Raw genomic sequence first — 23942 nt, forward strand, 5'->3', positions numbered from 1 at the left:
CGATCAGTACGCGTCGACGATGTCGACGCGGATGCCGCGCCCACCGATCGACCCGATCACCTGACGCAGCGCCTTGGCCGTCCGCCCGCCGCGCCCGATGACCGTTCCCAGGTCATCGGGGTGCACGCGAACCTCGAGCCGCTTGCCGCGGCGCGAGTCGACAAGGCGAACCCGGACGTCGTCCGGGCTGTCGACGATGCCCTTGACGAGGTGCTCCAGCGCGGGCCGGAGCGCCCCGTCAGCTCGCGTCGGCGCCGGCACCGGCCGGGTCCTCAGCCTTCTCGGCGACAACCTCGCGCGTCGGCTCAGCAGCAGCCTCAGCCGGCTTCGCCTCAGCAGCAGCCTCGACCGGCTTCTCAGCGGCGGCCTCGGCCGGCTTCTCAGCCTTCTCGGTCTTGTCGGCCTTCTCCGCCTTCGCCTTCTTCGGCGTGGCGGCCGGCTTCGTGACCTCGGTCAGACCGGCGGCGGCCTTGGCCTCAGCCTCGTACACCTCGGTCTTGCTGAGCTTGGCTTCCTTGACCAGCAGCGGCGGCGGGGCCGGCAGGCCCTTGAACTTCTGCCAGTCGCCGGTCTTCTCGAGGATGCGCTGCACCGGCTCGCTCGGCTGGGCGCCGACCGACAGCCAGTACTGCACGCGCTCGGACTTGACCACGATCACCGAGGGGTGTTCCTTCGGCTGGTAGATGCCGATGTACTCGATCGCGCGACCGTCGCGCTTGGTGCGCGAGTCGGCGATGACGATGCGGTACTGCGGGTTGCGGATCTTGCCCATCCGCAGGAGCCGGATCTTGACGGCCACGGTTAATTCGCTCCTGATGACTGCGAGGGTGAGCCGAACGGTAACCCACGTGGGGATGCGGGACCGATGCCTCGTGGATTGGCCTGTCGCGCGGGGTTAGAGGGCGCCTCGCGACATGCCGGATACCAACAAGCCATTCTGCCAGACCGGAGACCGGAAATCCCAACCGGGTGTCAGCGGGCGCCGGGCCGGTCCCAGCCGGCCGGCATCGAGGCGGGAACCGGCCAGGCCGGGTCCGGCCGGAAGTCCGTCCAGGTCCCGTCGAAGGGGAACTCACCGGCCTCGATCTGCTTGATCACCCGGCGGCCCTCGGCCCGGACCGCGTCCGGGTCGGGCACCCAGTAGTGCTCCGGGGCGGCGAGCCGCTCGGCGAACTCGTCCTCGTCCTTCCACCGCCAGGTGCGGTCCGGCGCGATCACCACGTCCAGGTCCTGGTCGATCACGTCGACCCCGGCCAGCGCGCCGTCGTCCCAGCGGACCGCGTGCTCCTCGAGGTTGACGTACCACCCGTCGAAGACGCCCTCCGCGGTGCGGAAGAACCACACCGAGTGGTCGGCGCCGGGCGGGAGGAACTTCAGCACACCCGGGCCGGACCAGGTGGACGGAACCAGCTCGCGCGGAGTCGTCGCCCACTCGGCGAACGGCATGTCCCGCACGCCACGGCCGTCCACGGCGACGTCGACCGTCACGGCGGCACCGCGGGCCAGCCAGATCAGCAGCCCACGGTCGTCGTCGGCGATCACCCGGCAGAGCCGGACGGTGACCAGCCGGTCCCCCGAGAAGTTCCGGTAGAGGACCGGCCGGCCGGTGTCGAAGGGCACGATCAGTACGAGCGGCCCAGGTAGGCGATCAGGTCCGGCTCCTCGTCCGACTCCGGCATCGTGCCGTCCTCGCGGACCAGGCAGCGCACCGTGACGGCCTTGCCGTTGGCTTCCTTCTCGCCGGCCTCGCCGACCACCGACCACGGCACCCGGGCCCAGCCGGTCTGCGACGCCTCGATCGCCTCACCCAGCGTCTTCACCTCGACGGTGCGCTCGGCGCGGAAGGCCAGCGCGTCGTCGTACATCCGCTGCTGGTCGGCCTTGAGCGCGGCCACCACCGCGTTCGTCACCTCGGCCAGCGCGATCGGCGACTTCGTGCCGTCCACCCGGCGGGCCACCACGGCGTTGCCGTTGGCCAGGTCGCGGGGGCCGACCTCCACGCGGATCGGGATGCCCTGCAGCTCGGCGTCGACCGCCCGGCGACCGAACGGGATGTCCGAGCGTTCGTCGAGCTTCACGCGTACACCTGCGGTTTTGAGCTCGTCGCGGAGCTGAGTGGCAGCCTCCGTGACGCCCTCGCCCGCCTTGACCACCATGATCTGCACCTGGATCGGCGCGAGCCGCGGCGGCAGCCGCAGGCCGTTGTCGTCGCCGTGCACCATGATCAGGCCACCGAGCATCCGGGTCGAGGTGCCCCAGGACGTGGTCCAGGCGTGCTCGACGGTGCGCTCGGCGGAGGAATACGTGATGTCGAACGCCTTGGCGAAATTCTGCCCGAGCTCGTGCGAGGTGCCCATCTGCAGCGCCTTGCCGTCGCCCATCATGGCCTCGACGGTCATCGTGTTGGTCGCACCGGCGAACCGCTCGCCCTTGGTCTTGCGGCCGGGCACCACCGGGATGGCCAGCACGTCCTCCATGAACGACTGGTACACGTTGTGGTGGATGTCGCGCGCGTGGTCCCGGGCGTCCTGCTCGGTGGCGTGCGCGGTGTGCCCCTCCTGCCAGAGGAACTCGGTGGTCCGCAGGAACGTGCGCGGACGCAGCTCCCAGCGCACCACGTTGGCCCACTGGTTCAGCAGCAGCGGCAGGTCCCGGTACGAGTCGACCCACTTGGCCATGAACTCGCCGATCACGGTCTCGCTGGTCGGACGGACCACCAGCGGCTCGGCGAGCTCCTTGCCGCCGGCGTGGGTGACCACGGCCAGCTCCGGCGAGAAGCCCTCCACGTGGTCGGCCTCACGGCGCAGGTAGCTCTCCGGGATGAAGAGCGGGAAGTACGCGTTCTGGACGCCCTGTTCCTTGATCCGGGCGTCCATGTCGGCCTGCATGCGCTCCCAGATCGCGTAGCCGACCGGCCGGATCACCATCGTGCCGCGCACCGGGCCGTTGTCGGCGAGTTGCGCCTTGGCGATGAGGTCCTGGTACCAGCGGGGAAAATCCTCCGCACGGGGAGTGAGCACACGAGCCATGAGGCAGCATCCTAGTCGCGTCCCGAGTGCAACCGGCCGGGTGGGCATCCCGTGTCCCTCATCGGAGAAGGACGGGGTGACGGATGGATTTCGACGGCTTCTACCGGGACACCTCCCGGCGGCTGTTGCGGTACGCCTACGGACTGACCGGTGATCCGGGTGAGGCGCAGGACCTGGTCCAGGAGGCGTACGCCCGGGCCTGGCAGCGCCGGCGCCGGCTCGCCGGGTACGACGACCCGGAGGCGTGGCTGCGGCTGGTGGTGACCCGGTTGTCCGCGGACCGGTGGCGGCGGCTCGGTGTCCGCCGGGCGCGGGCCGCCGCCGAACCGCCACCCGGACCGGTACCGGCACCGTCCGAGGACGTGGTGCTGCTGGTCCGCGCGATGCGGGAGCTGCCGGACGCGCATCGGCGGGCGCTGGCCCTGCACTACCTGCTGGACCGTTCGATCGCAGAGATAGCCACCGAGACCGGTGCCTCGCCCGGCACCGTCAAGTCCTGGCTGTCCCGGGGCCGCGCCGCGCTCGCGGTGACCCTCGGCTCGCTGGAGGGAGCTCGCCGTGTCCATTGATCTGGACGAACTGTTCACCGAGCTGGGCCGTCAGGCCGACGCGCTCTCCCTCCCGGAGGTCTCGGTGGCCCGGCGGCTCGGCGAGCGCCGCCGCCGGCGGAACCGGGCCGTCGTCGCGGTGGCCGCCGCGACGCTGCTGGTCGTGGCGGGTCTGGGCGCCGCGACGCTGCGGCGCGACCGCGCCCCGGAGCCGATCCTGCCGGTGAGCACCAGCGTGCGCGGGCTCGCCCCGATCGGTACGCCGCTGACCGTCTTCGGGTCGACCGGCGACGGCATCTTCAGCAACGCCGTCACCGCCGGTGACCGGCTCTACTTCGGCTCGGGCAACGTCGGCAACAGCACCGAGGTGATCGCGGTCGACGGGACGACCGGCGCCAAGCTGTGGAGCGCCGGGAAGATCAAAGGGGCCGAGACGAACGGGCCGATCGCGGTCGGCGACACCCTGCTGATCGCCGACGGCGCCACGCTGAGCGTCCGCGACCCGGCGACCGGCGCGGAACGCTGGACCGTCCCGGACGCGCCCAACGGCGACGTGGTGATCGGGGCCGGCATGCTGGTCCGGGTCAACGAGGCCGGCCTGTCCGAGGGGTACGACGCGGTCACCGGACGCAAGGTCTGGTCCGTCCCGCCCGCCTCCCCGGCGGACCGGCCCCGGCACTCGGTCGGCATGCTCACCGGCCCGGACCCGATGGAGGACTACGGCCGCCGGATCCACGCCTCGGACGGCCAGCTCGCGCAGATCACGCTCGGTGGTGCGGTGCTGCTCCGGGACATGCGTACCGGAAAGGTGGTGACGTCGGTGGCGACGCCGGTCCGACCGAAGGTGATCACCGACTTCGTCGCGTACCAGGGCACCGTCGTCATCGGTGACAAGACCGACCGCAGCAGCGAGCCGTTCCGGGTCCTGGCCGTCGACGCGGCCGGCGGGCCGGCCCGGACGCTCTACGCGGCCGCGAGCGGAACCCTGCGCACGGTCTTCGCGTGCGGGACCGGCCGGCTCTGCGTCGACGCCGAGGAAGGTGCGCTACCGCCCGGCAAGAACGAGTCGATCAAGGCGATCAACATGGCGGACGGGCGGATCCTCTGGTCCGTGCGTCCCACCCGGTTCTCGTTCCCCCTCGGGTCCCGCCGCGGCCGGATCCTGCTCGGCGGCACGAACGGCACCACCCTGCTCGACGCGGACGGCCGGACGCTCTACGACCACCGCTCGGAGTACTCCGGCAGCGGCGCCGAGTGGATCGACGACGACAACCTGCTGTGGGTGCTCAAGGACCCGGTGAAGAACGTCTACCAGCTCCTGGTGATCGCGGCCGCGGACGGGCGGCAGACCGTGCTCGGCGAGCTGCCCGACAAGGATTTCGGCGGGTGCACGTGGACGAGCGAGTTCCTGGCCTGCCGGTCCGGCACCCAGCTCACCGTGTCGCGGTTCGTCCGCTAAGGGCGGTTCACTTGATGACGGCGCCCCGCAGCACGATCCGGCGGGGCGCCCGCACCACCCGCAGGTCCTTGCGCGGGTCGGCGTCGTAGACCACCAGGTCGGCCAGCCCGCCCTCGACCAGGCCCGGGAAGCCCAGCCACTCCCGGGCCCGCCAGGACGCGGCGGCCAGCACGTCGACGGCCGGGATGCCGGCCTCGTGCAGGTAGAGCATCTCCTCGGCGGCCAGCCCGTGCCGGATCCCGCCGCCCGCGTCGGTGCCCACGTAGATCGGCACGCCGGCCTCGTGCGCGGCGAGCACCACCTCGGGGAAGTTGTCCCGCAGGGCGATCATGTGGTCGGCGTACCCGGCGAACTTGTCCCGGGCCTGCTCGGCGATCTTCCCGAACGTCCGGATGTTGATCATCGTGGGCACCAGGGCGGTGCCCCGCCGGGCCATCTCGTCGATCAGCTCCAGGGACAGGCCGGTGCCGTGCTCCACCGAGTCGACCCCGGCCTTGACCATGACCTCCACGCCCTCCTCGGAGAACGTGTGCACCGCGGCCCGCGCGCCGGCCGCGTGCGCCGCCTCGACCGCCGCCGTCATGGTCGCCGCGTCCCAGCTCGGGGCCAGGTCACCGACCTCCCGGTCGATCCAGTCGCCGATCAGCTTCACCCAGCCGGTGCCCGCCTTGGCCTGCGCGGTCACCGCGGCCGCGACCTCCTCGGCGGCCACCTCCACGCCGATGTCCCGCAGATAGCGGCGCGGGGCCGCGACGTGCCGCCCGGCGCGGGCGAGGCGGGGCACTCCGGGTTCGTCATCAAGTTCGGGGTACGGGTACGGCGAGCCGGCGTCCCGCAGCGCCAGCACCCCGGCGTCCCGGTCGGTGTGGGCGAGGTCGCGCGCCTGGTCGAGGGAGGTGATGGGCTTGGCGCCGTACGCGATCCCGAGGTGGCAGTGCGCGTCGACGAGTCCCGGCACGATCCACCCGCCGTCGCTGATCGTCTCGGCCTCGGCCACCGGCTCGAAGGTGACCCGGTCCCCGACCAGCCACAGATCCCGGACCTCGCCGTCGGGCAGGACAGTCCCACGCACATGCAACGCCATGGGAACAGTCCTACCGGATCACGACTCTTTCCGCGCAGTCAGGTACTTGTCGCGCAGCCTGGTCAGCGCCAGCAGATCGATCTTGATCGGGTATGGCACCTCGGTCTCGAAGACCTGGCTGGTGCTCGTGATGATCTCGTAGTCGCCACGCTCACTGGCGCGGAACTCAGTCAGCACGATGCCGTGATCGAAGCTCACCGGGTCGACCACCAGATAGGAGCCGATGCCCGCCTCGGAATAGACACGCACCTTGGCGATCGTGTCCCGCGAATGGGAACTCGGCGAAACGATTTCAACCGCGAGGATCGCTCGCTCGATCGGCGCCGGGCTGCGCATCAGGACACTGTCGTGCATCACCACAACGTCCGGACGAGGCTCGTTGCGGTGGTTCACCTCCAGCGAGCAGTCAGGCGCTGCCGAAAAGCCCTCCGGGCAGTTCTCTTCGAGCGCGGTCGTAAGGCGGACGCAAAGAATCTGATGGAAAGGAGTAAGGGACGGCAAAATCAGCCTTCCGTCGATCAACTCATAGCGAAGATCCGGCGGAAGGAGTTTCAAGTCGTCGACGGTCCAGTCCTGCTTGTCAGGCAGTCGCAGGGCAGCAGTCACAGTGTCCTCCTCATGGGGATCGACACTCATGCTACTTGCCCCGCGACTACTAGCGCCATGCCAACCTCAGCTGTCCTTGCCCTTCGGCTTGTTCAGCTTGTTGAAGTCGAGTTTCGGCAGCTTGAAGCCCGGCGGCATCCCGCCACCGGCCAGCGCGCCCGGGTCCATCCCCGGCGGCAGCTGCGGCATCCCGCCCGGGAAACCACCGGGCAGCCCGGCCGGCATCCCGCCGCCACGCGGCCGGTTGTTCTTGCCCTTGCGCTTGTTCTTCGAGGACTTCGTGGCGCTGCGGCGACCGCCCGGCAGGCCCATCATGCCGCTCATCTGCTTCATCATCTTCTGCGCGTCGGTGAACCTGTTGAGCAGCTGGTTCACGTCCATCACCGTCACGCCCGAGCCGTTCGCGATGCGCAGCCGGCGGGACGCGTTGATGATTTTCGGCTCGGTGCGCTCCTTCGGCGTCATCGAGCGGATGATCGCGGTGACCCGGTCGAAGTGGCTGTCGTCCAGCTCGGCCAGCTGGTCCTTCATCTGGCCCATGCCCGGCATCATGCCGAGGATGTTGGCGATCGGGCCCATCCGGCGGACCGCGATCAGCTGGTCCAGGAAGTCCTCCAGCGTGAACTGCTCGCCACCGAGCAGCTTGTTGGTCATCTTCTCTTTTTGATCGTCATCGAAGGCCGCCTCGGCCTGCTCGATGAGGGTCAGCACGTCACCCATGCCGAGGATCCGGCTGGCCATCCGGTCCGGGTGGAAGACGTCGAAGTCCTCGAGCTTCTCACCGGTGGAGGCGAACAGGATCGGCTGGCCGGTGACGTGCCGGACGGAGAGCGCCGCGCCACCGCGGGCGTCACCGTCGAGCTTGGAGAGCACCACGCCGGTGACGCCGACGCCGTCGCGGAAGGCCTCCGCGGTCTGCACCGCGTCCTGGCCGACCATGGCGTCGATGACGAAGATGACCTCGTCCGGGTTGACCGCGTCCCGGATGTCGCGGGCCTGCTGCATCATGTCCTCGTCGATGCCGAGACGTCCGGCGGTGTCGACGATGACGATGTCCTTGGCGGTGCGCTTGGCGTGCTCGATCGAGTCGCGGGCGACCTTGACCGGGTCGCCGACGCCGCTGCCGGGCTCCGGCGCGTAGACGTCGACACCGGCCCGGGTGCCGACCACCTGCAGCTGGTTGACCGCGTTCGGTCGCTGCAGGTCGGCGGCGACCAGCAGCGGCTGGTGGCCCTGGCCCTTGAGCCAGCGGGACAGCTTGCCGGCCAGCGTGGTCTTGCCAGCGCCCTGCAGGCCGGCCAGCATGATCACGGTCGGCGGCTGCTTGGCGAACGTCAGCCGCCGCCCCTCGCCGCCGAGCACGGTGATCAGCTCTTCGTGCACGATCTTGATGATCTGCTGGGCCGGGTTGAGCGCCTGGGAGACCTCGGCGCCGCGCGCCCGCTCCTTCAGGTTGGCGATGAACGCCTTGACCACCGGCAGCGCAACGTCGGCCTCCAGCAGCGCGAGACGGATCTCGCGAGCGGTGGCGTCGATGTCGGCATCGGTGAGCTTGCCCTTGCCGCGGAGCTTGGTGAAGATCCCGGACAGGCGGTCACTCAGGGTGTCAAACACAGTGCGACTTCCCGTTGGTCGTTAGTGATGGCGTCGCCGCAAGCCTAGCCGTAGCGGACGACGCTCACCGGTTCCGCATCCGGTACGTCTTCGTCGCCGCCTCGATGCGCCGCTGAGTGCGGGTGCCCGGGGCGATCTCGCGCTTGATCCGGCCGTACAGCCAGAGGCCGCCGCCGACCACCAGCGCCGCCACGATCAGGTAGAAGAACGCGCCGAACAGCAGGTGGGCCACCCAGCTCACCACGACCACGCCGCCGATCACCGCGAGCAGGTACATCACTGCCTTGCCCATAACCGTTCCTCCAGGTCTCGACTACCTACCACCATGCCGGGTCCACGCAACGCCCCGCATCGGCCGACCCCCTGAGACGGTCCCCTAGGGGTGGGTGATCCGGAATAAACCCCAAAGAGGTTCATCGAGCCGTATACCACTGTTAAAGGGCATAGACCGCAACTTCCGTCTCAGGCGCGCCGTTAAGGGTCGCGTGGCCGGTTGGCTGACGTGCGGCGAAAGGACGACGGCGTGACTCTGCGGCGGATTCTGCGGCAGACGCCCTGGCCGATCCGGCGACGGATCTTCCAGGCCGCCGAGAACCGGGTCCTGCCCCGGATCGCGCCGGAACGACGGCTCCGGGTCGCCCGGGCGCTGATGCCGCTCGGCCCGGTACGCCGGGACCGCGCCGCGGCGGCCGGCCGGATCATCCGGGTACGCACCCCGCACGGCCGGCTGGGCGCCCGCGTGGTCGTCACCGGCAGCCCGGTCGAGGTGCGCCGGGCCAACCTGGACCGGGTCGTCGAGGCCCTCGAGCTGGCCGGGGTGACCTGGTTCCGGGTGCCGTCGGTCGACCCCGGGAAGACTGCTGTGGGCGTACCGGAAAAGGACAGCGACCTGGTGGCCGGACTCCTGGCCGGAATCGTCCGCCGGGACCACGGGATGGTGCGCCCGAGTGGCCCGAAGGGCCGGGAGAGTCGGGTGCTGGCGGTCTGCTGGCCGGTCACCGACCCGGACGGCAACGTGGTCCTGGGGCCGGAACACGCCTGCGAGGTGGAGTTCTGGCGGGCCGAGGAGCGCGGCCTGGTCGCGCCCCGCCCCAACCCGGTGGCCTGGAGCATCCCGGCCGGCGAGCCCTCGGTGATCGCCGCGGAGCCGGTGTTCGGCCCGTTCAGCGCGCCGGACGACACCACCGCCTACCGGACCCGGCGGACCTTCACCACCGTCGACCCGGACCGGATCGGCTTCCCGATCGACGTGGTCTACACCTGGGTGGACGGCGGCGATCCGGCCTGGCAGCGGCGCAAGAACCGGGCCCGCGCCGAGAACGCCTGGGTCGGCGACGTGAACGGGCAGGCCGCCAACGACTCCCGCTGGATCAGCCGGGACGAGCTGCGTTACTCGATGCGCGCGCTGCACAGCTTCGCGCCCTGGGTACGCCACGTCTACCTGGTCACCGACGACCAGGTGCCGGCCTGGCTGAACCTGAACCACCCGCGGCTGACCCTGGTCACGCACCGGGAGATCTTCGGCGACGCGGGCCGGCTGCCGACCTTCAACTCCCAGGCGATCGAGTCGAAGCTGCACCGGATCCCGGGGCTGGCCGAGCACTTCCTCTACCTCAACGACGACGTGATCCTGGGCCGCCCGGTCACCCCGGACATGTTCTTCACCCCCGGCGGGCTGACCAAGTTCTTCCCGTCCGCGTCACTGGTCGACCCGGCGCCGCGCGGGCCCGGCGACCGGCCGGCCGACTCGGCGGCGAAGAACAACCGGCGGCTGATCAGGGAGACGTTCGGCCGGGTGCTGACCCGCAAGATGATGCACACCCCGCACCCGTCCCGGCGCAGCGTGCTCCGGGAGATCGAGGAACGGTTCGCCGAGCAGGTACGCAGCACCGCGGAACACCAGTTCCGGCACCCGGACGACGTGTCGATGCTCTCCTCGCTGCAGCAGTACTACGCGTACCTGACCGGACAGGCCACCCCCGGGGAGATCCGCTACCGGTACACCGACCTGGCCGACCCGGTCACCCCGTACCGGCTGGCCCGGCTGCTGCGCTCGCGGAACGTGGACGCGTTCTGCCTCAACGACGTCGACGACGGGCACGCCACCCGGGCCGAGCAGGAGGCCCTGCTGGCCGACTTCCTGCCGGCGTACCTGCCGTTCCCCTCCCCCTTCGAGCTGCGCCGGCCGCGCGGCGCCACGGCGTCGCCGGCCGCGCTGGCCGCCCTTTCCCGCCTGCCCGCCGGTCCCCGCCGGCCGGTCGGCGAGGTCGCACTCCCCCCGGTCGCCTAACCCATCCGCTACACGCAAGGAGACTCCCTTGAGTTACGACGTGGTCATCCTCGGCCTGGGGTATGTCGGACTGCCGCTGGCCCAGCAGGCGATCCGGGCCGGCCTGTCGGTGCTCGGCTTCGACGTGGACGAGACCGTGGTCAAGTCGCTCGCCGACGGCCGGTCGCACGTCGACGACCTCAGCGACGACGACATCGCCGCGATGCTGGCCGGCGGCTTCCGGCCCACCTGCGACGAGACCGAGATCGCCCAGGCGCGCACCGCGGTGATCTGCGTGCCCACCCCGCTCTCCGAGGGCGACGGCCCGGACCTGCGGGCGGTCACCGGCGCGACCGGGTCGGTGGGCCGCAACCTGCGCCCCGACATGCTCGTCGTGCTGGAGTCGACCACCTACCCGGGCACCACCGACGACGTGGTCCGGCCGCTGCTCGAGCAGCTCTCCGGGCTGACCGCCGGGATCGACTTCAAGCTGGCGTTCTCCCCGGAGCGGATCGACCCCGGCAACCCGGTCTACGGCGCGCACAACACCCCGAAGGTGGTCGGCGGCTACACCGCGGACTGCACCACGGCCGCCGCCGAGTTCTACGGCCGGTTCGTCGAGACCGTCGTGCGGGCCCGCGGCACCCGCGAGGCGGAGACCGCGAAACTGCTCGAGAACACGTACCGGCACGTCAACATCGCGCTGGTCAACGAGATGGCCCGGTTCTGCCACGAACTCGACATCGACCTCTGGGACGTGATCCGCGCGGCGTCCACCAAACCGTTCGGCTTCCAGGCGTTCTACCCCGGCCCGGGCGTCGGCGGCCACTGCATCCCGATCGACCCGAACTACCTCTCGCACAACGTGCGCAGCAAGCTCGGCTACCCGTTCCGCTTCGTCGAGCTGGCCCAGGAGATCAACGCGACGATGCCGGCCTACGTCGCCCGTCGCGCCCAGAACCTGCTCAACGCGGACGGCCAGGCGGTCCGCGGCGCGACCGTGCTGCTGCTCGGCATCACCTACAAAGCCAACATCGCCGACCAGCGCGAGTCACCGGCCACCCCGCTGGCCCGGCAGCTCACCGCCCTGGGCGCCACGGTCGCCTACCACGACCCGCACGTGCAGACCTGGGACGTCGGCGGCGTACCGGTCTCCCGCACCGACGACCTGGAGGGCGCGGTCACCTCCGCCGACCTGGTCATCCTGGTCCAGAATCACCGCGAATACGACGTCGACCACCTGGCCAGGCTCGCCAAACGCTTCTTCGACACCCGCGGCGCCACCACGATCCGCGAAGCTCACCGCCTCTGATTTCCCTTTTCGGTACGGGCTGCCCCTCCCCAACCGCACCAGCGAAGTCCCGTGGCGGCGCCCGCGAGGCAGTCCGTGCTCCCGACCGACACCGCGCGCGCCGGGGCGGTGCAGGTGGTCCCGGCCCCTGCTTCCACGCCGCCGCCACCTCCGGCACGTCCGGGGCTTTCGGCACGTCCGGGGCTTCCGGCACGTCCGGGGCTTCCGGCACGTCCGGGGCTTCCGGCACGTCCGGGGCTCCAGTGCGTGGCCGGTCGTCGGTGGTCCCGGATCTCCGGAACGTGACCGGTCCTCCGTGGTCCCGGAGATCCGGAACGTGACCGGTCGTCCGTGGTCCCGGAGATCCGGGACGTGGCGGGTCGGCGATGGCTGAGGCTGGCTAGCCAGGCGGGGGCGCTGTTGTGTCACGGTCCGGCACGCCGCCCCGGTCACCGCTGGGCACGGCCGTCCCACAAGGTAGGCGCTCCATCCCGGCAGCTGGTCCGGTCCCGGCCCGGCTGGCCCTCACGGCCCTATCGCGCCCACCATAACGACCACCAGGCCCAGCCGAGCGAGCTCGGCTGGGCCTCAGCGGTGCCTCAGCAGCCTTGAGACACCCCTGTGCGCCAGCCCGAGCCGACCGGCTGGTGCTCAGGGCTGTATCAACGGCCTCGAGGCAACCCTCAGCACCAGCCGAGCCCGTGCGGCTGGCACTCACGGCTGTATCGACGGGCTTGAGGCAGCCATGGGCACCAGCCGGGGCCGTGCGGCTGGTGCTGACGGCCGTGTCGGCGGCCTTGAGGCGACCATCAGCGCCAGCCGGGCCCGCGGTTGGGCCCTCAGCGCCAGCCGAGCCTGTACGGCTGGCGCTCAGGGGTGTCTCGACGGCCTTGAGACACCCCTGCGCGCCAGCCAGGGCCGTGCGGCTGGCCCTCAGGGGTGTGTCGAGGGCCTTGAGGCACCCCTGAGGGCCAGCCGAGGTCGCTCGACGCGCGCTGTCGTTGCGGCGGGGTGAGACGGTGCGGGGGCTGCGTCGTGTTGGAGGGTGGCGCGGAGCACAGCGGGGCGGATCTGACCGATTGCCGGGACCGGACGCTCACCTTGTGGGACCGCCGTGACCAGCGGAGATCGCGAGTGGCGCGGCGGACCGGGACCCGACGGCTCCCCCCGCCTGGCTAGCCAGCACCAGCCAGCGATCCACCGGAAGCGCGGCCGGTCAAGGAGCGGGCAGGTCCGAGCCGGCGCCAGCCTGCGATCTACCGGGAGCGGGAGGGCCTGCCGGGCCGACGCCAGCGATCAACCGGGCGTGGGATGGCAGGCTGGGCCACCGCCAGCGGTCGACCGGGAGCGGGGGCCGGTCAAGGAGTGGGCAGGCTCGGGTCGGCGCCAGTCTGCGGTCCACCGGGAGTGGGCCGGGTGGGGGTGGCGAAGGTCCAGCGGGAGTTGAGGGAGTAGTTGATCAGCGGGATCAGGGTGAGGGCGATCGGCTGGACGATCGGGTAGGGGGTGGAGAGGAGTTCCGTGCCGGTCCAGAGGACTGCGGTGTTGATGGTGAAGGCGACCGCGGTGACGGTCAGGAACTTCGCGCCGGCCAGGGCGTGGCCGGCGGTGGAGCGGAAGACCCAGGCGCGTTGCAGCAGGTAGGAGACCGCGATGCTGGCGAGGAAGCCGGCCGTGGAGGCGAGTACCGGGCGGAGGTGGAGCAGGTGTACCCCGACCAGGCCTATGGCGAAATGGGTGAGTGCGCTGGCTCCGCCGCTCAGGGCATATCGGACCAGCCGTGCCACTTTCGGGCGCCGCAGCACAGCGGCAAAGAATCGGGCCACGCCGCCGGGCAAACGCCCAAGATCAGACACCGCGCGGGCCAAGACCGCGCGGGACAAGACCGCGCGAGACAAGACCGCCCGGGACAAGACCGCCCGGGACAAGACCGCGCGGGAGGGCAGTGCTCCGGTGGGGTCAGTGGTGGTCGGCATGTTCGGTCCACTGTTCAGGGACATCGAGTGACCGTAGCCGCCTCGGGCCGGTCGTCTCCGTGACCCGGTGGCCGCCGGCGTGTTCCTGGATCAGGTAGCGGGGGCGGCCCCGGACCTCCTCGTGGATCCTGGCCAGGTATTCGCCGATCACGCCGAGGCCCAGCAGCACGAACGTGCCGGTGATCAGCAGCAGCAGGATGACCGTGGGGAAGCCGGCCACCGAGTGGCCCTGCATCCAGCGGACCAGGGTCTGCACGCCCAGCACCAGCGAGAACGCGGCGAAGGTCAGACCGACGCCGGTGACCAGGTGCAGCGGTGCCGAGGTGAACGAGGTCAGGCCGTTGACCGCCAGGCGGAACAGCGAGCGGGCGGTCCACCGGGACGTGCCGCCCTCCCGGTGGTCGATGTCGATCTCGACGGTCTCCCGGGTGAAGCCGATCCAGCTGCTGGTGCCGCGGAAGAACGACGAGTGTTCGGGCATCCGGAGCAGCGCGTCCAGCGCGGGGCGGCCGAGCAGCCGGAAGTCGGTGGCGTCGACCAGGTCGACCTGGGTGAGGCGGGTGAACGCGCCGTTGAAGACCCGGGCGCCGAGCCGGCTGCTCAGGGACTGGCCGGTGCGGTTGCGTTTGACTGCCTCGACCACCTGGGCGCCGGACCGCCAGCGGCGGATCATCTCGGGGATCGCGGACGGCGGGTGCTGCAGGTCGGCGTCGATCACCACGGTGGCGTCGCCGGTGGCGTGTTCCAGCCCGGCCAGCAGGGCGGCTTCCTTGCCGAAGTTGCGGGAGAGCCGCACCCCGTGGATCCGCGGGTCGAGGACCGCGCAGGCGGCGATCCGGTTCCACGAGTCGTCGCGGGAGCCGTCGTCGACCAGGATCAGCTCGTACTCGTAGCCGGCGAGCACCTCGTCCATCCGGCGGAGGAACCGGTCGACGCCGGCGCCCTCGTTGTAGACAGGAGCGACCACAGAGATCATCACGGCGCCTCCGTACAGAAGGGTCGGCCGGCCAGTTTCCCGGCGGCCGTGTCGACGGCCTGGTCGAAGCGCCGCATCTCGGGCGGATAGCCGGACCGGCGGGCGGGCGGCAGCGTCGCGCGGAACTGGTCGCGCAGCGTGCAGCGGCGGGCGTCGCCGGCCGCGGACCGGTCGAAGTCGACGACCTCCTGCGCCACCCGATCGTGCAGGTAGGCAGCTTTCTCCGACGCGCCGGCCGCCCGGAAGTCACGGTTCGCCGAGGTCGAGACCGCTGCGATCAACACCAGCATGAGTACGCCGGTGAGCACCCCGATCCGGTGCCCCCGAGCGCTCCGGTGCCCGCGGGCGAACACTCCGGTCAGCACCGCCACGGTGAGCAGCGCGCCCCCGGCCCCGGCCAGCGCGCTGTCCCGCCAGCCCAGCCCCCACCAGCCGGCCGTGGCGAGCCGCTGCACCTGCTCGTTGAGCGCGCCCATGCCTGCGGCCAGGATCAGCGCGGACAGCCCGATGCCGGCGAGTGCCCAGGCCTGCCGCCGGTCCGGGGTGTCGCAGCGGGGCAGGTCGACCCAGAACCGGCGGACCAGCAGGAGCAGCACCAGCAGCGCGAGCAGCAGGGCCGGGCCGAGGGTGTGGCCGTACGGGCCTTCGGTGGCGCGCTGCCACATCAGCGGGGGCAGCCACGAGGTCAGCCGGTTGGGCATCGCACCGAGCGCGCCGGCCGGTGCCACGTCCGAACCGGAGTAGCAGCTCCCGTCCGCGCACTTGTCCGCGATCAGGGCCCGGACCGGCACCGCCACCGGCAGGAACCCGGCCCAGAGCAGCCCGGTGAAGCGGGCCCCGGCACCCCGGAACGTCTCCCGCCAGGTCAGCCCGAGCACGGTGCGGGCCCGGATCACCGCGGCGGCGGTGGCCAGCGGCAGGGCCAGGTAGGCCATCTCGTTGAAGGCGGCAAGCACCGCGCCGAGCAGCACGGCGAGCACGCCGAGCCGGGTGCCGAGCCGGATCCGGCCGACCGTCCGGGCGGCGAGCGCGGCGACCAGCAGCACCATCGCGGCGGTCAGGAAGTAGAGGCCGCCGAAGAGGACCGTGGTGCTGGTCCGGCCGGCCGCCACGAACCCACCGCCGAGCGCGAACGGCAGCACCGCGGTGATCAGCGACGGCGGCCCGGCGAACGGGCGGCCGCGGGACACCACGCACTCGGCCAGCACCAGCGTGGCCAGGGTCAGCAGGATCGCGGTGGCGAACGAGACCAGCCGCAGCGCGACGTTGGCCGGCAGCCCGAACAGGTCGACGAGCCCGAACGTGACGGCGTCCAGCGCCCACTCCACCATCCGGCCGAGCGGGCGGAAGTTGCCCAGGTTCAGGTATTGCGGGACGGACCGGATCGCCTCGCCGAACAGCTCCCACGGGCGGAACAGGTAGCGGGCGCCGTTGGCGTACACGTTGAACCGGTGGTCGGCGCTGGGGGCGACCGCGACCAGCGGGGACATCACGATCAGCGGGACCAGGGCGGCGCGCAGCACGATGCCCCGCCACACCGGCCGCCAGGACGGGCTCGCGGCGAGCGTGGGACGCGGCCCGGCGCCGGCGTCCGGCCGGGGGGTGGCGATCGACGTCTCGGCTGTCACACCAGACGCAACGACGGCCCGGTGGCGAGGATGCGACACGGACGACAGGCCGACACCTGTGCCCGGGGCGGCGCGTTAGAGGGCGATGAGCCACTCGCCGACCACCCCGGACCGCCCAGGTTTCCGTCCCGACATCGAGGGCCTGCGCGCGGTCGCGGTGCTCCTGGTCGTGCTCGGGCACGCCGGGGTGCCGCTGGCCGCGGGCGGCTACGTGGGGGTGGACGTCTTCTTCGTCATCTCCGGTTTCCTGATCACGTCGTTGCTGCTGCGCGAGGCGGCGACCGGACGGGTGTCGATCCGCCGGTTCTATGCCCGGCGGGCCATGCGGCTGCTGCCGGCCGCCGCGCTGGTGCTGGTCACCACGCTGGTGGCGGCCCGGCTGTGGCTGCCGGCGATCCGGATGGGCGAGCTGGCCCGGGACGCGCTGTCGGCCGCCGGCTACGTCGCCAACCTGCGCTTCGCGGTCACCGGTACGGACTACCTGAACGCCGACGCCCCGCCCTCGCCGTTCCAGCACTTCTGGTCGCTCGCCGTCGAGGAGCAGTTCTACCTGGTCTGGCCGCTGCTCTTGCTGCTTCCTAAAAAAAAGCCGCTGCTGGTGGCGCTGGTGCTGGCGTCGTTCACCGCCGGGGTGCTGGAGACCGCGCGCTCGGCGCCCTGGGGCTATTTCGGGCCGCATGCGCGGGCCTGGGAGCTCGGCGTCGGCGCGCTGCTCGCGGCGTTCCTGAAGAACCCGAGGCCGAACACATGGCTGGGCGGGGCCGGGCTGGCCGGGATCCTGGTCGCGGCGCTCTGGTTCGACGACGGCACGGCGTACCCCGGTGGGTTTGCTCTTCTCCCGGTGGCGGGCGCGGCGGCCGTGCTGGCCGGTGGTTTCCGCCCCCTGGCGGCCCGGCCGTTGCAGGTCGTCGGCCGGCTCTCCTACGGCTGGTACCTCTGGCACTGGCCACTGCTGCTGATCGGGCCGGCCGCGCTCGGGGTGGAGCCGTCGTTGCCGCTCGCGCTGCTGCTCGCGGCGGTCGCGCTGGGCCTGGCCTGGATGACGTATCACCTGGTGGAGAACCCGCTGCGGCAGCACGCGCAGCTGCGCCGGCGGCCGATCCGGGCGCTCGGGCTGGGCGCCGGGCTGTCCGGCGCGGTGGCCGCCGTCGCGGTCACCATCGCGCTGCTGCCGCACCCGGTGCCGGCCGGCGCGGCGATCCGGGACCTGCCGGCCGCGGCGGCCCGGGCCACCGACCCGTACGCGGTGATCACCCGAGCGGTCCGGAGCAGTCGCACCACCCGGGAGCTGCCGGCGAACCTGACCCCGTCGCTGACCACGGTGAACGCCGACAAGGCCCGGGTGTGGGCGGACCAGTGCCACGTGGAGGTGCCGGTGCTCGTCGCGCCGGCCGGGTGCGTCTACGGCGACCCGGCCTCGGCCACCACGATCGTGCTCTACGGCGACTCGCACGCCGCCCAGTGGTTCCCGGCGCTGGAACAGCTCGCCACCCGGCGCCACTGGAAGCTGGTCTCGCTCAGCAAGTCCTCCTGCTCGGCGGCCGACCTGCGGCTCTGGCACGACGGGCTGAAGCGGGAGTACACCGAGTGCGGCGCGTTCCACACCTCGGCGGTGGCCCGGATCCGGGCGCTGCGACCGGCGCTCGTGGTGATCGGGTCGAGTTTCAACTACCGGCCGGTCGACACCCGTACGGATGAGGCCACCCAGTGGCAGGCGGCCTGGCAGCGCACGGTCACCTCGGTGCGGGCACCGGTCGCGCTGATCGCCGACACCCCCTACCTGGGTGGCGAGCGGGTGCCGATCTGCGTCGCCCGGCAGGCCCGCCTGAAGCGGATCAACCGGTGCGGGAAGAGCGCCGCGACGGCCCTGCGTGGGCCGGCGCAGCGCTCGGTGCTGCACCGGCTCACCGGGGTCACGGTGATCGACCCGGTGCCGTGGCTGTGCACGGACTTCTGCCCGCCGGTGATCGGCAACGTGCTCGCCTACCGGGACTCCAACCACCTGACCAGCACGTACGCCAGAACGGTGGCACCGCTGCTGGAGCAGGCGCTACCGCAGCTGAAGTAGGTCGGCGAGGACCGGCGGGCGCAGCCGGTCCACCACCACGGTCCGGTCCAGCGCGTGGTCCCGGGACAGCTGGGCGAGCCGCTCGGCGAGCAGGTCGTCCCAGGCCCGGTCGGGCCGGTGCTTCTCCCAGGTGGCCCGGTCCGGCAGGTACTCCAGCAGCACCCCGAGCTTGCGCAGCAGGGAGAACGCCGGATCGTCGGTGAGCACCACCGGCCGGTGGTCCGGCGTCACCAGCAGCCGCTGGTTGACCGTGACCAGGAAGTCGCGCAGCGTGTCGTGGTCCAGGCCGATCGCCACGTACAGGCAGGCGGGCCGCCGCTTCGCGGCCGGCGTCCGGGAAACCTGCTCGGGTACGACCGGAACACCCTCCCCCTGGGGCCGCAACCGCCGGGCCAGTCCCCGGACCAGCTGCGGCGAGGTGTGCCACGGGTCCCGGGCGAACGACACCAGCGCCCGTCCCAGCCGGTACGACCCGCTGGTCCGCAACCGCTGGCTCTTCTCCCGTTCCCGGTCCCGCTGCTCGGCGAGCCGATCGCAGCGGGCCCGCCACGAGTCCCGTTCCAGCTCGACCGAGCGCATCCGCCCGGTCAGTGCGGCGATCTCCCAGCGCAGTCTCTCGAGTTCGGGCCCGGCCGGGGCCATCGTGGATGAGTCGGACATGTTCACGCTCCGCTTCGTACGTTCTCTGCGGCCAACCCGGCCAGCCACCGGGCCGCGGCCGCCGCGCCGTTGCCGAATCCGACTTCCGCGCACCGCCGGGCGAGCTGTTCCCGCACCTCGGGCCGCACCGCCTCGGCGAGCACCCGGTCCAATTCACCACTTTCCGGGTCTTCTACGCACAACGCCGCGCCGGTGGCCGCCGCGAACCGGGCCCGCGCCACCTGATCGTCGAGCGAAGTGGCCCGGTTCGGCACGAACACGGCCGGCACCCCGAACGCCAGCAGCTCGTGGAACGAGTTGTATCCGGACGCGCTGACCACCAGGTCCAGTCCGCGCAGATACCGGCTGATCGGGTACACCTTCACCACCCGCGCGCCGGGCACCACCGGCATCGGGTCGGTGGCGATCATCGACTCGGCGAGCAGCACCTGGAAGCCGGCCTCGCGCAGGTGCCGGGCGATCCGGCCGACCGGCGACGCGATGTCGTTGATGTTGCCGGCGCCCAGTTGCAGCAGCGCGGCCGGCCGGCCCGGTTCGATGCCGAGCGCGGCCCGGGCCTCGTCCGGCTCGGCCAGGTCGTCCCGGTCCAGCAGCATGATCGGCTCGACCTGGTGCACCCGGGCCCGGTCGGCGACGGTCGGTCCCGCGTCGACCGACGAGGCGAACTCGCCGGGCTCCAGGATGCCGTCGAAGACCGCGCCCCGGGTGATCCACTCGGCGCCGGTGTCGCGCCGCCACATCGGCCGGCGCACCCACACCCAGGTGACGTCCGGCCGGGCCGCCGCGGCGGCCACGATGCCCTCGTGCGGGACGCTGTCCACCGCGACCACGGCCGGGCGGTGCAGGTCGACCAGGTGTTCCAGCCGGGACTGCAGGAAGCCGGCCCAGCGCTGTTTGGGCAGGCCGAGCACGGCGCGCGACGGCAGGTACTCGGTGAGGAAACCCTCCCGGTGCGCGACCGACGCGCCGTACGACTGGGTCGCGATCACCGCGGGGTGACCGGCCGGCAGCCGGCGGCCGATCGCCATCAGCCGGGACAGGTGCCCGAGCCCGGCCCCGTTGTCGCTGAGCATCAGCACCGGGCGGGGCGCCGGCGGGCGCGCCCGGCGTGTCGCCGCCCGATGGGCGGCCGCTCGTCCGACGACTCCCCTGTCGGCGAGCCGGGCCAGGTGCGAGGCGGTGCCGTACCGGGTGTCGACGAACTCCCGGGCCCGGGTGACCACCGCGCGGTACCGGTCGCGGTCCGCCCACAGCTCCCGGACCAGCGGTTCCACCCCGGCCGGCGTGGTGTAGAGCGCGGCGTCGCCGAAGATCGGCCGGAAGTGCTCACCGACGATCGCCGGCACCCCGGCGGCCATCGCCTCCAGGATGGTCCGGCCGAACGCCTCGACCAGGTCCGGATCGTGGAAGTAGACGAAGAAGTCGACGGTGCGCAGGAACGCGGCGGGGTCCTCGGCGCCGAACGGGACCACGTCCCAGCCGGCCGGCCGGCGGCCGAGCAGCCGGGTCGCGATCTCACCGCCGCCCAGCACCCGGACCCGCAGGTCGTCCCGGTCCGGGTAGGCCCGCAGCAGCTCACCGGCGGTCCGCGGCCACTTCACCGGGTCGGCCCGCCCGTGCCGGCCGATCACCGGTACGGCGGCGACCGGCCCGTGCCGATCGACCCACCACTGCCCCGAATCGATGATCTCGTGCCAGTCGCCGGCGGCCAGCGGCACACCCGGCATGGTGTCCCGCACCTGCGGGCTGATCGGCATCCACTCGATCGCCGGGCCGAAGTACAGCTCGACCCGGTCCCGGACCTCGTCGACGTCGTAGTACCGCTTCGGGTCCGCGGCGTCGCCGGGCGCCTGGTTGAACACCATCACGGTGTGCTCGGCCTGCACCCGCGGCACCACGGCCAGGTCGGCCGTGAAGATCCGGGGCTGGCGGACCACCAGCAGCCGGGTGTTGACCGCGGCGTCCGGCGTGGCCAGCTCGGCCAGGCCGTCCCGGATCAGGTCGGCGATCCGCGGGCTGAACGGCAGCCCGTCCCGATTGTGCGGGGACGGTACGTGCACCAGGATCGTGCGCAACCCGGCTTCGGCCTGGGCGCGCACCTCGGCCGCGATGGCCGCCGAGTTCCCGCCCGGGTATCGGAAATCGGAGAGGATCGCCACGTCATGGACGGTCACGGTCATGCTCGTGTACTCCGTTGCTAGAACCGGACTTTCCCCCGGCGGGCACAACGAACCGCGGCCCGGTCACGTCACGCCGGGCCCGGCCGGGGCGTTGGGCAGACCATGCGCACGCACATCACCCCGGATTCGTACGGATCAGCCCTGTTGGACCGGCATCTGCGGACGCTGCGCAAGGCCGGTCCGGAGGGACCCGCGACGGCCGCGCTGCAGGCCCGCTCGGTGGACGCGCGAGCGCTGCTGGCACACGCCGCGGGTGTCACCGACCTGGACGCGCTGATCGCCACGGCCCGGGCCGGCCGCCCGCTGCCCGGCGGCGCCGACCCGTGGGCGCTCGGCGAGCTGGCCCGGGTGATCGCCTGCCAGGACCTCGAGCCGGAGGACCGGCCGGACGGGCTGGCGCTGTTCGACGCGCTGCTGCGCGAGCACGGGCCGGCCGCGATCGCCCCGGAGCACCAGGGCCTGCACGCCCAGCTCGCGTTCCCGGTCGGGCGGGCCGCCGACCTGCTGGCCCGGTACTCGGCGATCCCGAGGACGGTCCGCGAGGCGCTCGCCGTCGACCTGGCCGAGCCGGGCGACTGGCTGGCCCGGTTCACCGCGCTGCTGCCCGCGCCGGGGCTGACCGTCGCCGACGGGACCGGGCCGCGGTTCGACCGGCTGGTGCCCGGCGCGGTGGCCGCGGTGGACGACCCGCGGACGATCACGACGGTGGTCACCACGTACCGGCCCGGGCCGGCGCTGCTGGTGACGGTGCGCTCGCTGATCGCGCAGAGCTGGACGAACCACGAGATCCTGATCGTCGACGACGGGTCCGAGGACACCACGGCCCTGGACGCGGCGGCCGCGCTGGACCCGCGGGTCCGGGTGCTGCGGCTGCCGGTGAACGGCGGCACGTACCTGGCCCGCAACGCCGGGCTGGACGCGGCGGCCGGCGAGTTCGTGACGTTCCAGGACTCCGACGACTGGTCCCACCCGCTGCGGCTGGAACGGCAGGTGGCGCCGCTGATCGCGGAGAAGCAGGTGTTCGCGACCACGTCGGCCGGGATGCGGGTGACCGGGGATCTCGTGGTGACCCGGCCGGGGTATCCCGGGCACCGGTCGTACAACCTGTCGTCGCTGATGCTGCGCCGCGAGCCGGCCCTCAAGGAGCTCGGCTACCTGGACACCGTCCGCAAGGGCGCGGACGCCGAATACGTGGAGCGGGCCCGGGCGGTGTTCGGGCGGCCGGCCGTACCGCACCTGGGCGGCGAGACCCTGGCCCTGATCCGGCTCTCCGGCGGCTCACTGTCCAGCGCGGACATGGCGGCCGGCTGGATGCACCCGGCGCGGCACGCGTACCTCTCCGCGTTCCAGGCCTGGCACACCCGGGTGATCGCCGGTCGGGAGGCGGCCTTCCGGCCGCGGACACCGCTGCGGCGGACGTTCGCCGCGCCGCACCGGCTGGCCGGGACCACGGTCAACCCTGAGGGGTACGACCTGGTGCTGGCCGGCGACTTCACCGCGCCGGAGAGCGCCGGCCCGCTGCGCGCGCTGCTGGCCGAGAACGTGCCGGTGACCGTGCTGCACCTGCCGACGCTCGACGCCGCCACCCGCAACCTCGACCCGGACGTCCAACGCATGATCAACGTGGGTTCGGTGGCGCAGGTGCTGCTCGCCGACCGGGTGCACGCCAGGCTGCTCGTCGTCCGCGGCCCGGCGCCGCTGGCGTTCGCGTCCGGACTGCCCAGCGGGGTGCGCGCCGACCGCGTGGTGATCGAGGACGATCCGGCGTGGGCGCCGGCCACCGACGCGTGCCTGGCCGCGGCCCGGCGGCTGTTCGGCACCGAGCCGGCGCTGGTGACGCTGCCGGCCACGGTGGATCCGCGCCGGTGGCGGGCGACCCGCGGGGAACCGGACTCGGAACGCCCGATCCTGGGCCGGGCCGTCGCCGGCGACGAGTTCCGGTCGCTGCGCCAGACGCTGCGGGACTCACCCGACTTCGACGTACGCCTGCTGGACCGCTCCGACGGCTCCCCCGCGGCGTTCGGCGCCCGCCCGCCGCTGCACTGGCTGATCTACCAGGAGCGCGACGTCACCCCACGGTCGTTCCTGCACCAGCTCGACTACTACCTGGGCGGCGACGACGGCCCGGCCGACCTGCTGGCCCCGCTGGCGGCCGGCTGCGTCCTGCTGCTCCCCCCGGACCGCGAACCGGACTACGGCGAAGCCGCCGTCTACTGCACCCCCGACGACCTGCACCGCACCGTCCGTCGCCTGCACCGCTCCCCGGCCCGCTACGCCGCACAGAGCGCCCGCGGCCGCGACTACGCCCGCCGCCACCACCACGGCCGCTACGCCGAAGCCCTCCGCTCCCTCCTCCACCCCATCCCCCGTCCCCGCTGACCCGCACGCGAGGCGGGTGGCCGCACCCGCAGGCAGGCGCGGCTCCCGGTTGGTGGCTGGCTCTCAGGGGTGTCTCCGCGGCGCGGAGACACCCCTGAGGCCCAGCCGGGACCCGGGGGCGCGCCGCGGTCCGGAGCGGGCCGCGGCGTCGCGGCGCCTCACGGGCGGGACGTGG

The 23942-nt window shown here is 72.3% G+C and carries 19 protein-coding genes and 1 pseudogene; 6 read left to right on the forward strand and 14 right to left on the reverse strand.

Annotated features, from left to right (window positions below; genetic code table 11):
• Nucleotides 1-3: 3 nt before the first annotated feature.
• The 4 genes from ADL15_RS31310 to proS all read right to left on the reverse strand — a co-directional run bounded on the left by ADL15_RS31310 (nt 4) and on the right by proS (nt 3029).
• Entirely contained in the window at nt 4-261 is a 258-nt protein-coding gene (locus ADL15_RS31310) for an RNA-binding protein (RefSeq protein ID WP_067698687.1), read from the reverse strand.
• Nucleotides 239-799, reverse strand: coding sequence for a 30S ribosomal protein S16 (gene rpsP / locus ADL15_RS31315; protein WP_067698689.1), 561 nt, complete (start codon nt 797-799; stop codon nt 239-241). The genes ADL15_RS31310 and rpsP overlap by 23 nt, the downstream gene beginning before the upstream one ends.
• Nucleotides 800-972: 173 nt before the next feature.
• Nucleotides 973-1620 carry a DUF402 domain-containing protein gene (locus ADL15_RS31320; protein WP_067698691.1) on the reverse strand — a complete coding sequence of 216 codons (648 nt, stop codon included), beginning with the start codon at nt 1618-1620 and terminating at the stop codon, nt 973-975.
• Between the two features lie 2 nt (nt 1621-1622).
• Nucleotides 1623-3029 carry a proline--tRNA ligase gene (gene proS, locus ADL15_RS31325; RefSeq protein WP_067698693.1) on the reverse strand — a complete coding sequence of 469 codons (1407 nt, stop codon included), beginning with the start codon at nt 3027-3029 and terminating at the stop codon, nt 1623-1625.
• 83 nt (nt 3030-3112) lie between these two features.
• Between proS and ADL15_RS31330 the strand changes: the two genes are divergently transcribed.
• Both ADL15_RS31330 and ADL15_RS31335 read left to right on the forward strand, forming a co-directional pair.
• A complete protein-coding gene (locus tag ADL15_RS31330; RefSeq protein WP_067698695.1) occupies nt 3113-3598 on the forward strand; it encodes a SigE family RNA polymerase sigma factor in 486 nt (161 codons plus the stop codon).
• On the forward strand, nt 3588-5036 hold the full coding sequence (locus ADL15_RS31335; RefSeq protein WP_067698697.1) for an outer membrane protein assembly factor BamB family protein: 1449 nt from the start codon (nt 3588-3590) through the stop codon (nt 5034-5036). Before ADL15_RS31330 ends, ADL15_RS31335 begins: the two co-directional genes overlap by 11 nt.
• 7 nt (nt 5037-5043) lie before the next feature.
• On the opposite strand, the gene ADL15_RS31340 is transcribed toward ADL15_RS31335, so the two are convergent.
• The 4 genes from ADL15_RS31340 to ADL15_RS31355 form a co-directional block, all read right to left on the reverse strand.
• On the reverse strand, nt 5044-6120 hold the full coding sequence (locus ADL15_RS31340) for an amidohydrolase family protein (protein WP_067698699.1): 1077 nt from the start codon (nt 6118-6120) through the stop codon (nt 5044-5046).
• Between the two features lie 18 nt (nt 6121-6138).
• The gene (locus ADL15_RS31345; RefSeq protein ID WP_067698750.1) at nt 6139-6726 is read right to left on the reverse strand and encodes a Uma2 family endonuclease; all 588 of its coding nucleotides are present in this window, start codon (nt 6724-6726) and stop codon (nt 6139-6141) included.
• A gap of 66 nt (nt 6727-6792) precedes the next feature.
• The gene (gene ffh / locus ADL15_RS31350) at nt 6793-8340 is read right to left on the reverse strand and encodes a signal recognition particle protein (RefSeq protein WP_067698701.1); all 1548 of its coding nucleotides are present in this window, start codon (nt 8338-8340) and stop codon (nt 6793-6795) included.
• Between the two features lie 64 nt (nt 8341-8404).
• The gene (locus tag ADL15_RS31355; protein ID WP_067698703.1) at nt 8405-8632 is read right to left on the reverse strand and encodes a hypothetical protein; all 228 of its coding nucleotides are present in this window, start codon (nt 8630-8632) and stop codon (nt 8405-8407) included.
• A gap of 231 nt (nt 8633-8863) precedes the next feature.
• Here ADL15_RS31355 and ADL15_RS31360 point away from each other — a divergent pair, with 231 nt between their 5' ends.
• On the forward strand, nt 8864-10630 hold the full coding sequence (locus ADL15_RS31360; protein WP_083971975.1) for a stealth family protein: 1767 nt from the start codon (nt 8864-8866) through the stop codon (nt 10628-10630).
• Nucleotides 10631-10658: 28 nt separating this feature from the next.
• A complete protein-coding gene (locus ADL15_RS31365) occupies nt 10659-11921 on the forward strand; it encodes a nucleotide sugar dehydrogenase (RefSeq protein WP_067698707.1) in 1263 nt (420 codons plus the stop codon).
• A 1337-nt stretch (nt 11922-13258) separates the two neighbouring features.
• Here the strand turns inward: ADL15_RS31365 and ADL15_RS31370 are convergent.
• The 4 genes and pseudogenes from ADL15_RS31370 to ADL15_RS31380 all read right to left on the reverse strand — a co-directional run bounded on the left by ADL15_RS31370 (nt 13259) and on the right by ADL15_RS31380 (nt 16480).
• Nucleotides 13259-13687, reverse strand: a complete 429-nt coding sequence (locus ADL15_RS31370) for a GtrA family protein (RefSeq protein WP_232344563.1) — start codon at nt 13685-13687, stop codon at nt 13259-13261.
• A gap of 84 nt (nt 13688-13771) precedes the next feature.
• A pseudogene (locus ADL15_RS57145) lies at nt 13772-13900 on the reverse strand (pentapeptide repeat-containing protein); the annotation flags it as partial.
• A complete protein-coding gene (locus ADL15_RS31375; protein WP_067698711.1) occupies nt 13860-14852 on the reverse strand; it encodes a glycosyltransferase family 2 protein in 993 nt (330 codons plus the stop codon). The pseudogene ADL15_RS57145 and the gene ADL15_RS31375, both read right to left, overlap by 41 nt.
• Nucleotides 14852-16480 (reverse strand): hypothetical protein, encoded by a 1629-nt coding sequence (locus tag ADL15_RS31380; RefSeq protein ID WP_067698713.1) that lies wholly within the window; start codon nt 16478-16480, stop codon nt 14852-14854. The genes ADL15_RS31375 and ADL15_RS31380 overlap by 1 nt, the downstream gene beginning before the upstream one ends.
• Before the next feature lie 85 nt (nt 16481-16565).
• Between ADL15_RS31380 and ADL15_RS31385 the strand changes: the two genes are divergently transcribed.
• On the forward strand, nt 16566-18548 hold the full coding sequence (locus ADL15_RS31385) for an acyltransferase family protein (protein ID WP_067698715.1): 1983 nt from the start codon (nt 16566-16568) through the stop codon (nt 18546-18548).
• Here the strand turns inward: ADL15_RS31385 and ADL15_RS31390 are convergent.
• A complete protein-coding gene (locus ADL15_RS31390) occupies nt 18531-19208 on the reverse strand; it encodes a hypothetical protein (protein ID WP_067698717.1) in 678 nt (225 codons plus the stop codon). The two genes, ADL15_RS31385 and ADL15_RS31390, sit on opposite strands and share 18 nt — an antisense overlap.
• 2 nt (nt 19209-19210) lie before the next feature.
• A complete protein-coding gene (locus ADL15_RS56600) occupies nt 19211-21388 on the reverse strand; it encodes a glycosyltransferase (RefSeq protein WP_067698719.1) in 2178 nt (725 codons plus the stop codon).
• A gap of 102 nt (nt 21389-21490) precedes the next feature.
• On the opposite strand from ADL15_RS56600, the gene ADL15_RS31400 reads away from it, so the two are divergent.
• Nucleotides 21491-23767: a glycosyltransferase family A protein gene (locus tag ADL15_RS31400; protein ID WP_067698721.1), complete on the forward strand. Its 2277-nt coding sequence runs from the start codon at nt 21491-21493 to the stop codon at nt 23765-23767.
• Nucleotides 23768-23942 lie beyond the last annotated feature (175 nt).

Source organism: Actinoplanes awajinensis subsp. mycoplanecinus, assembly GCF_001509495.1.
GTDB classification, from domain to species: domain Bacteria; phylum Actinomycetota; class Actinomycetes; order Mycobacteriales; family Micromonosporaceae; genus Actinoplanes; species Actinoplanes palleronii.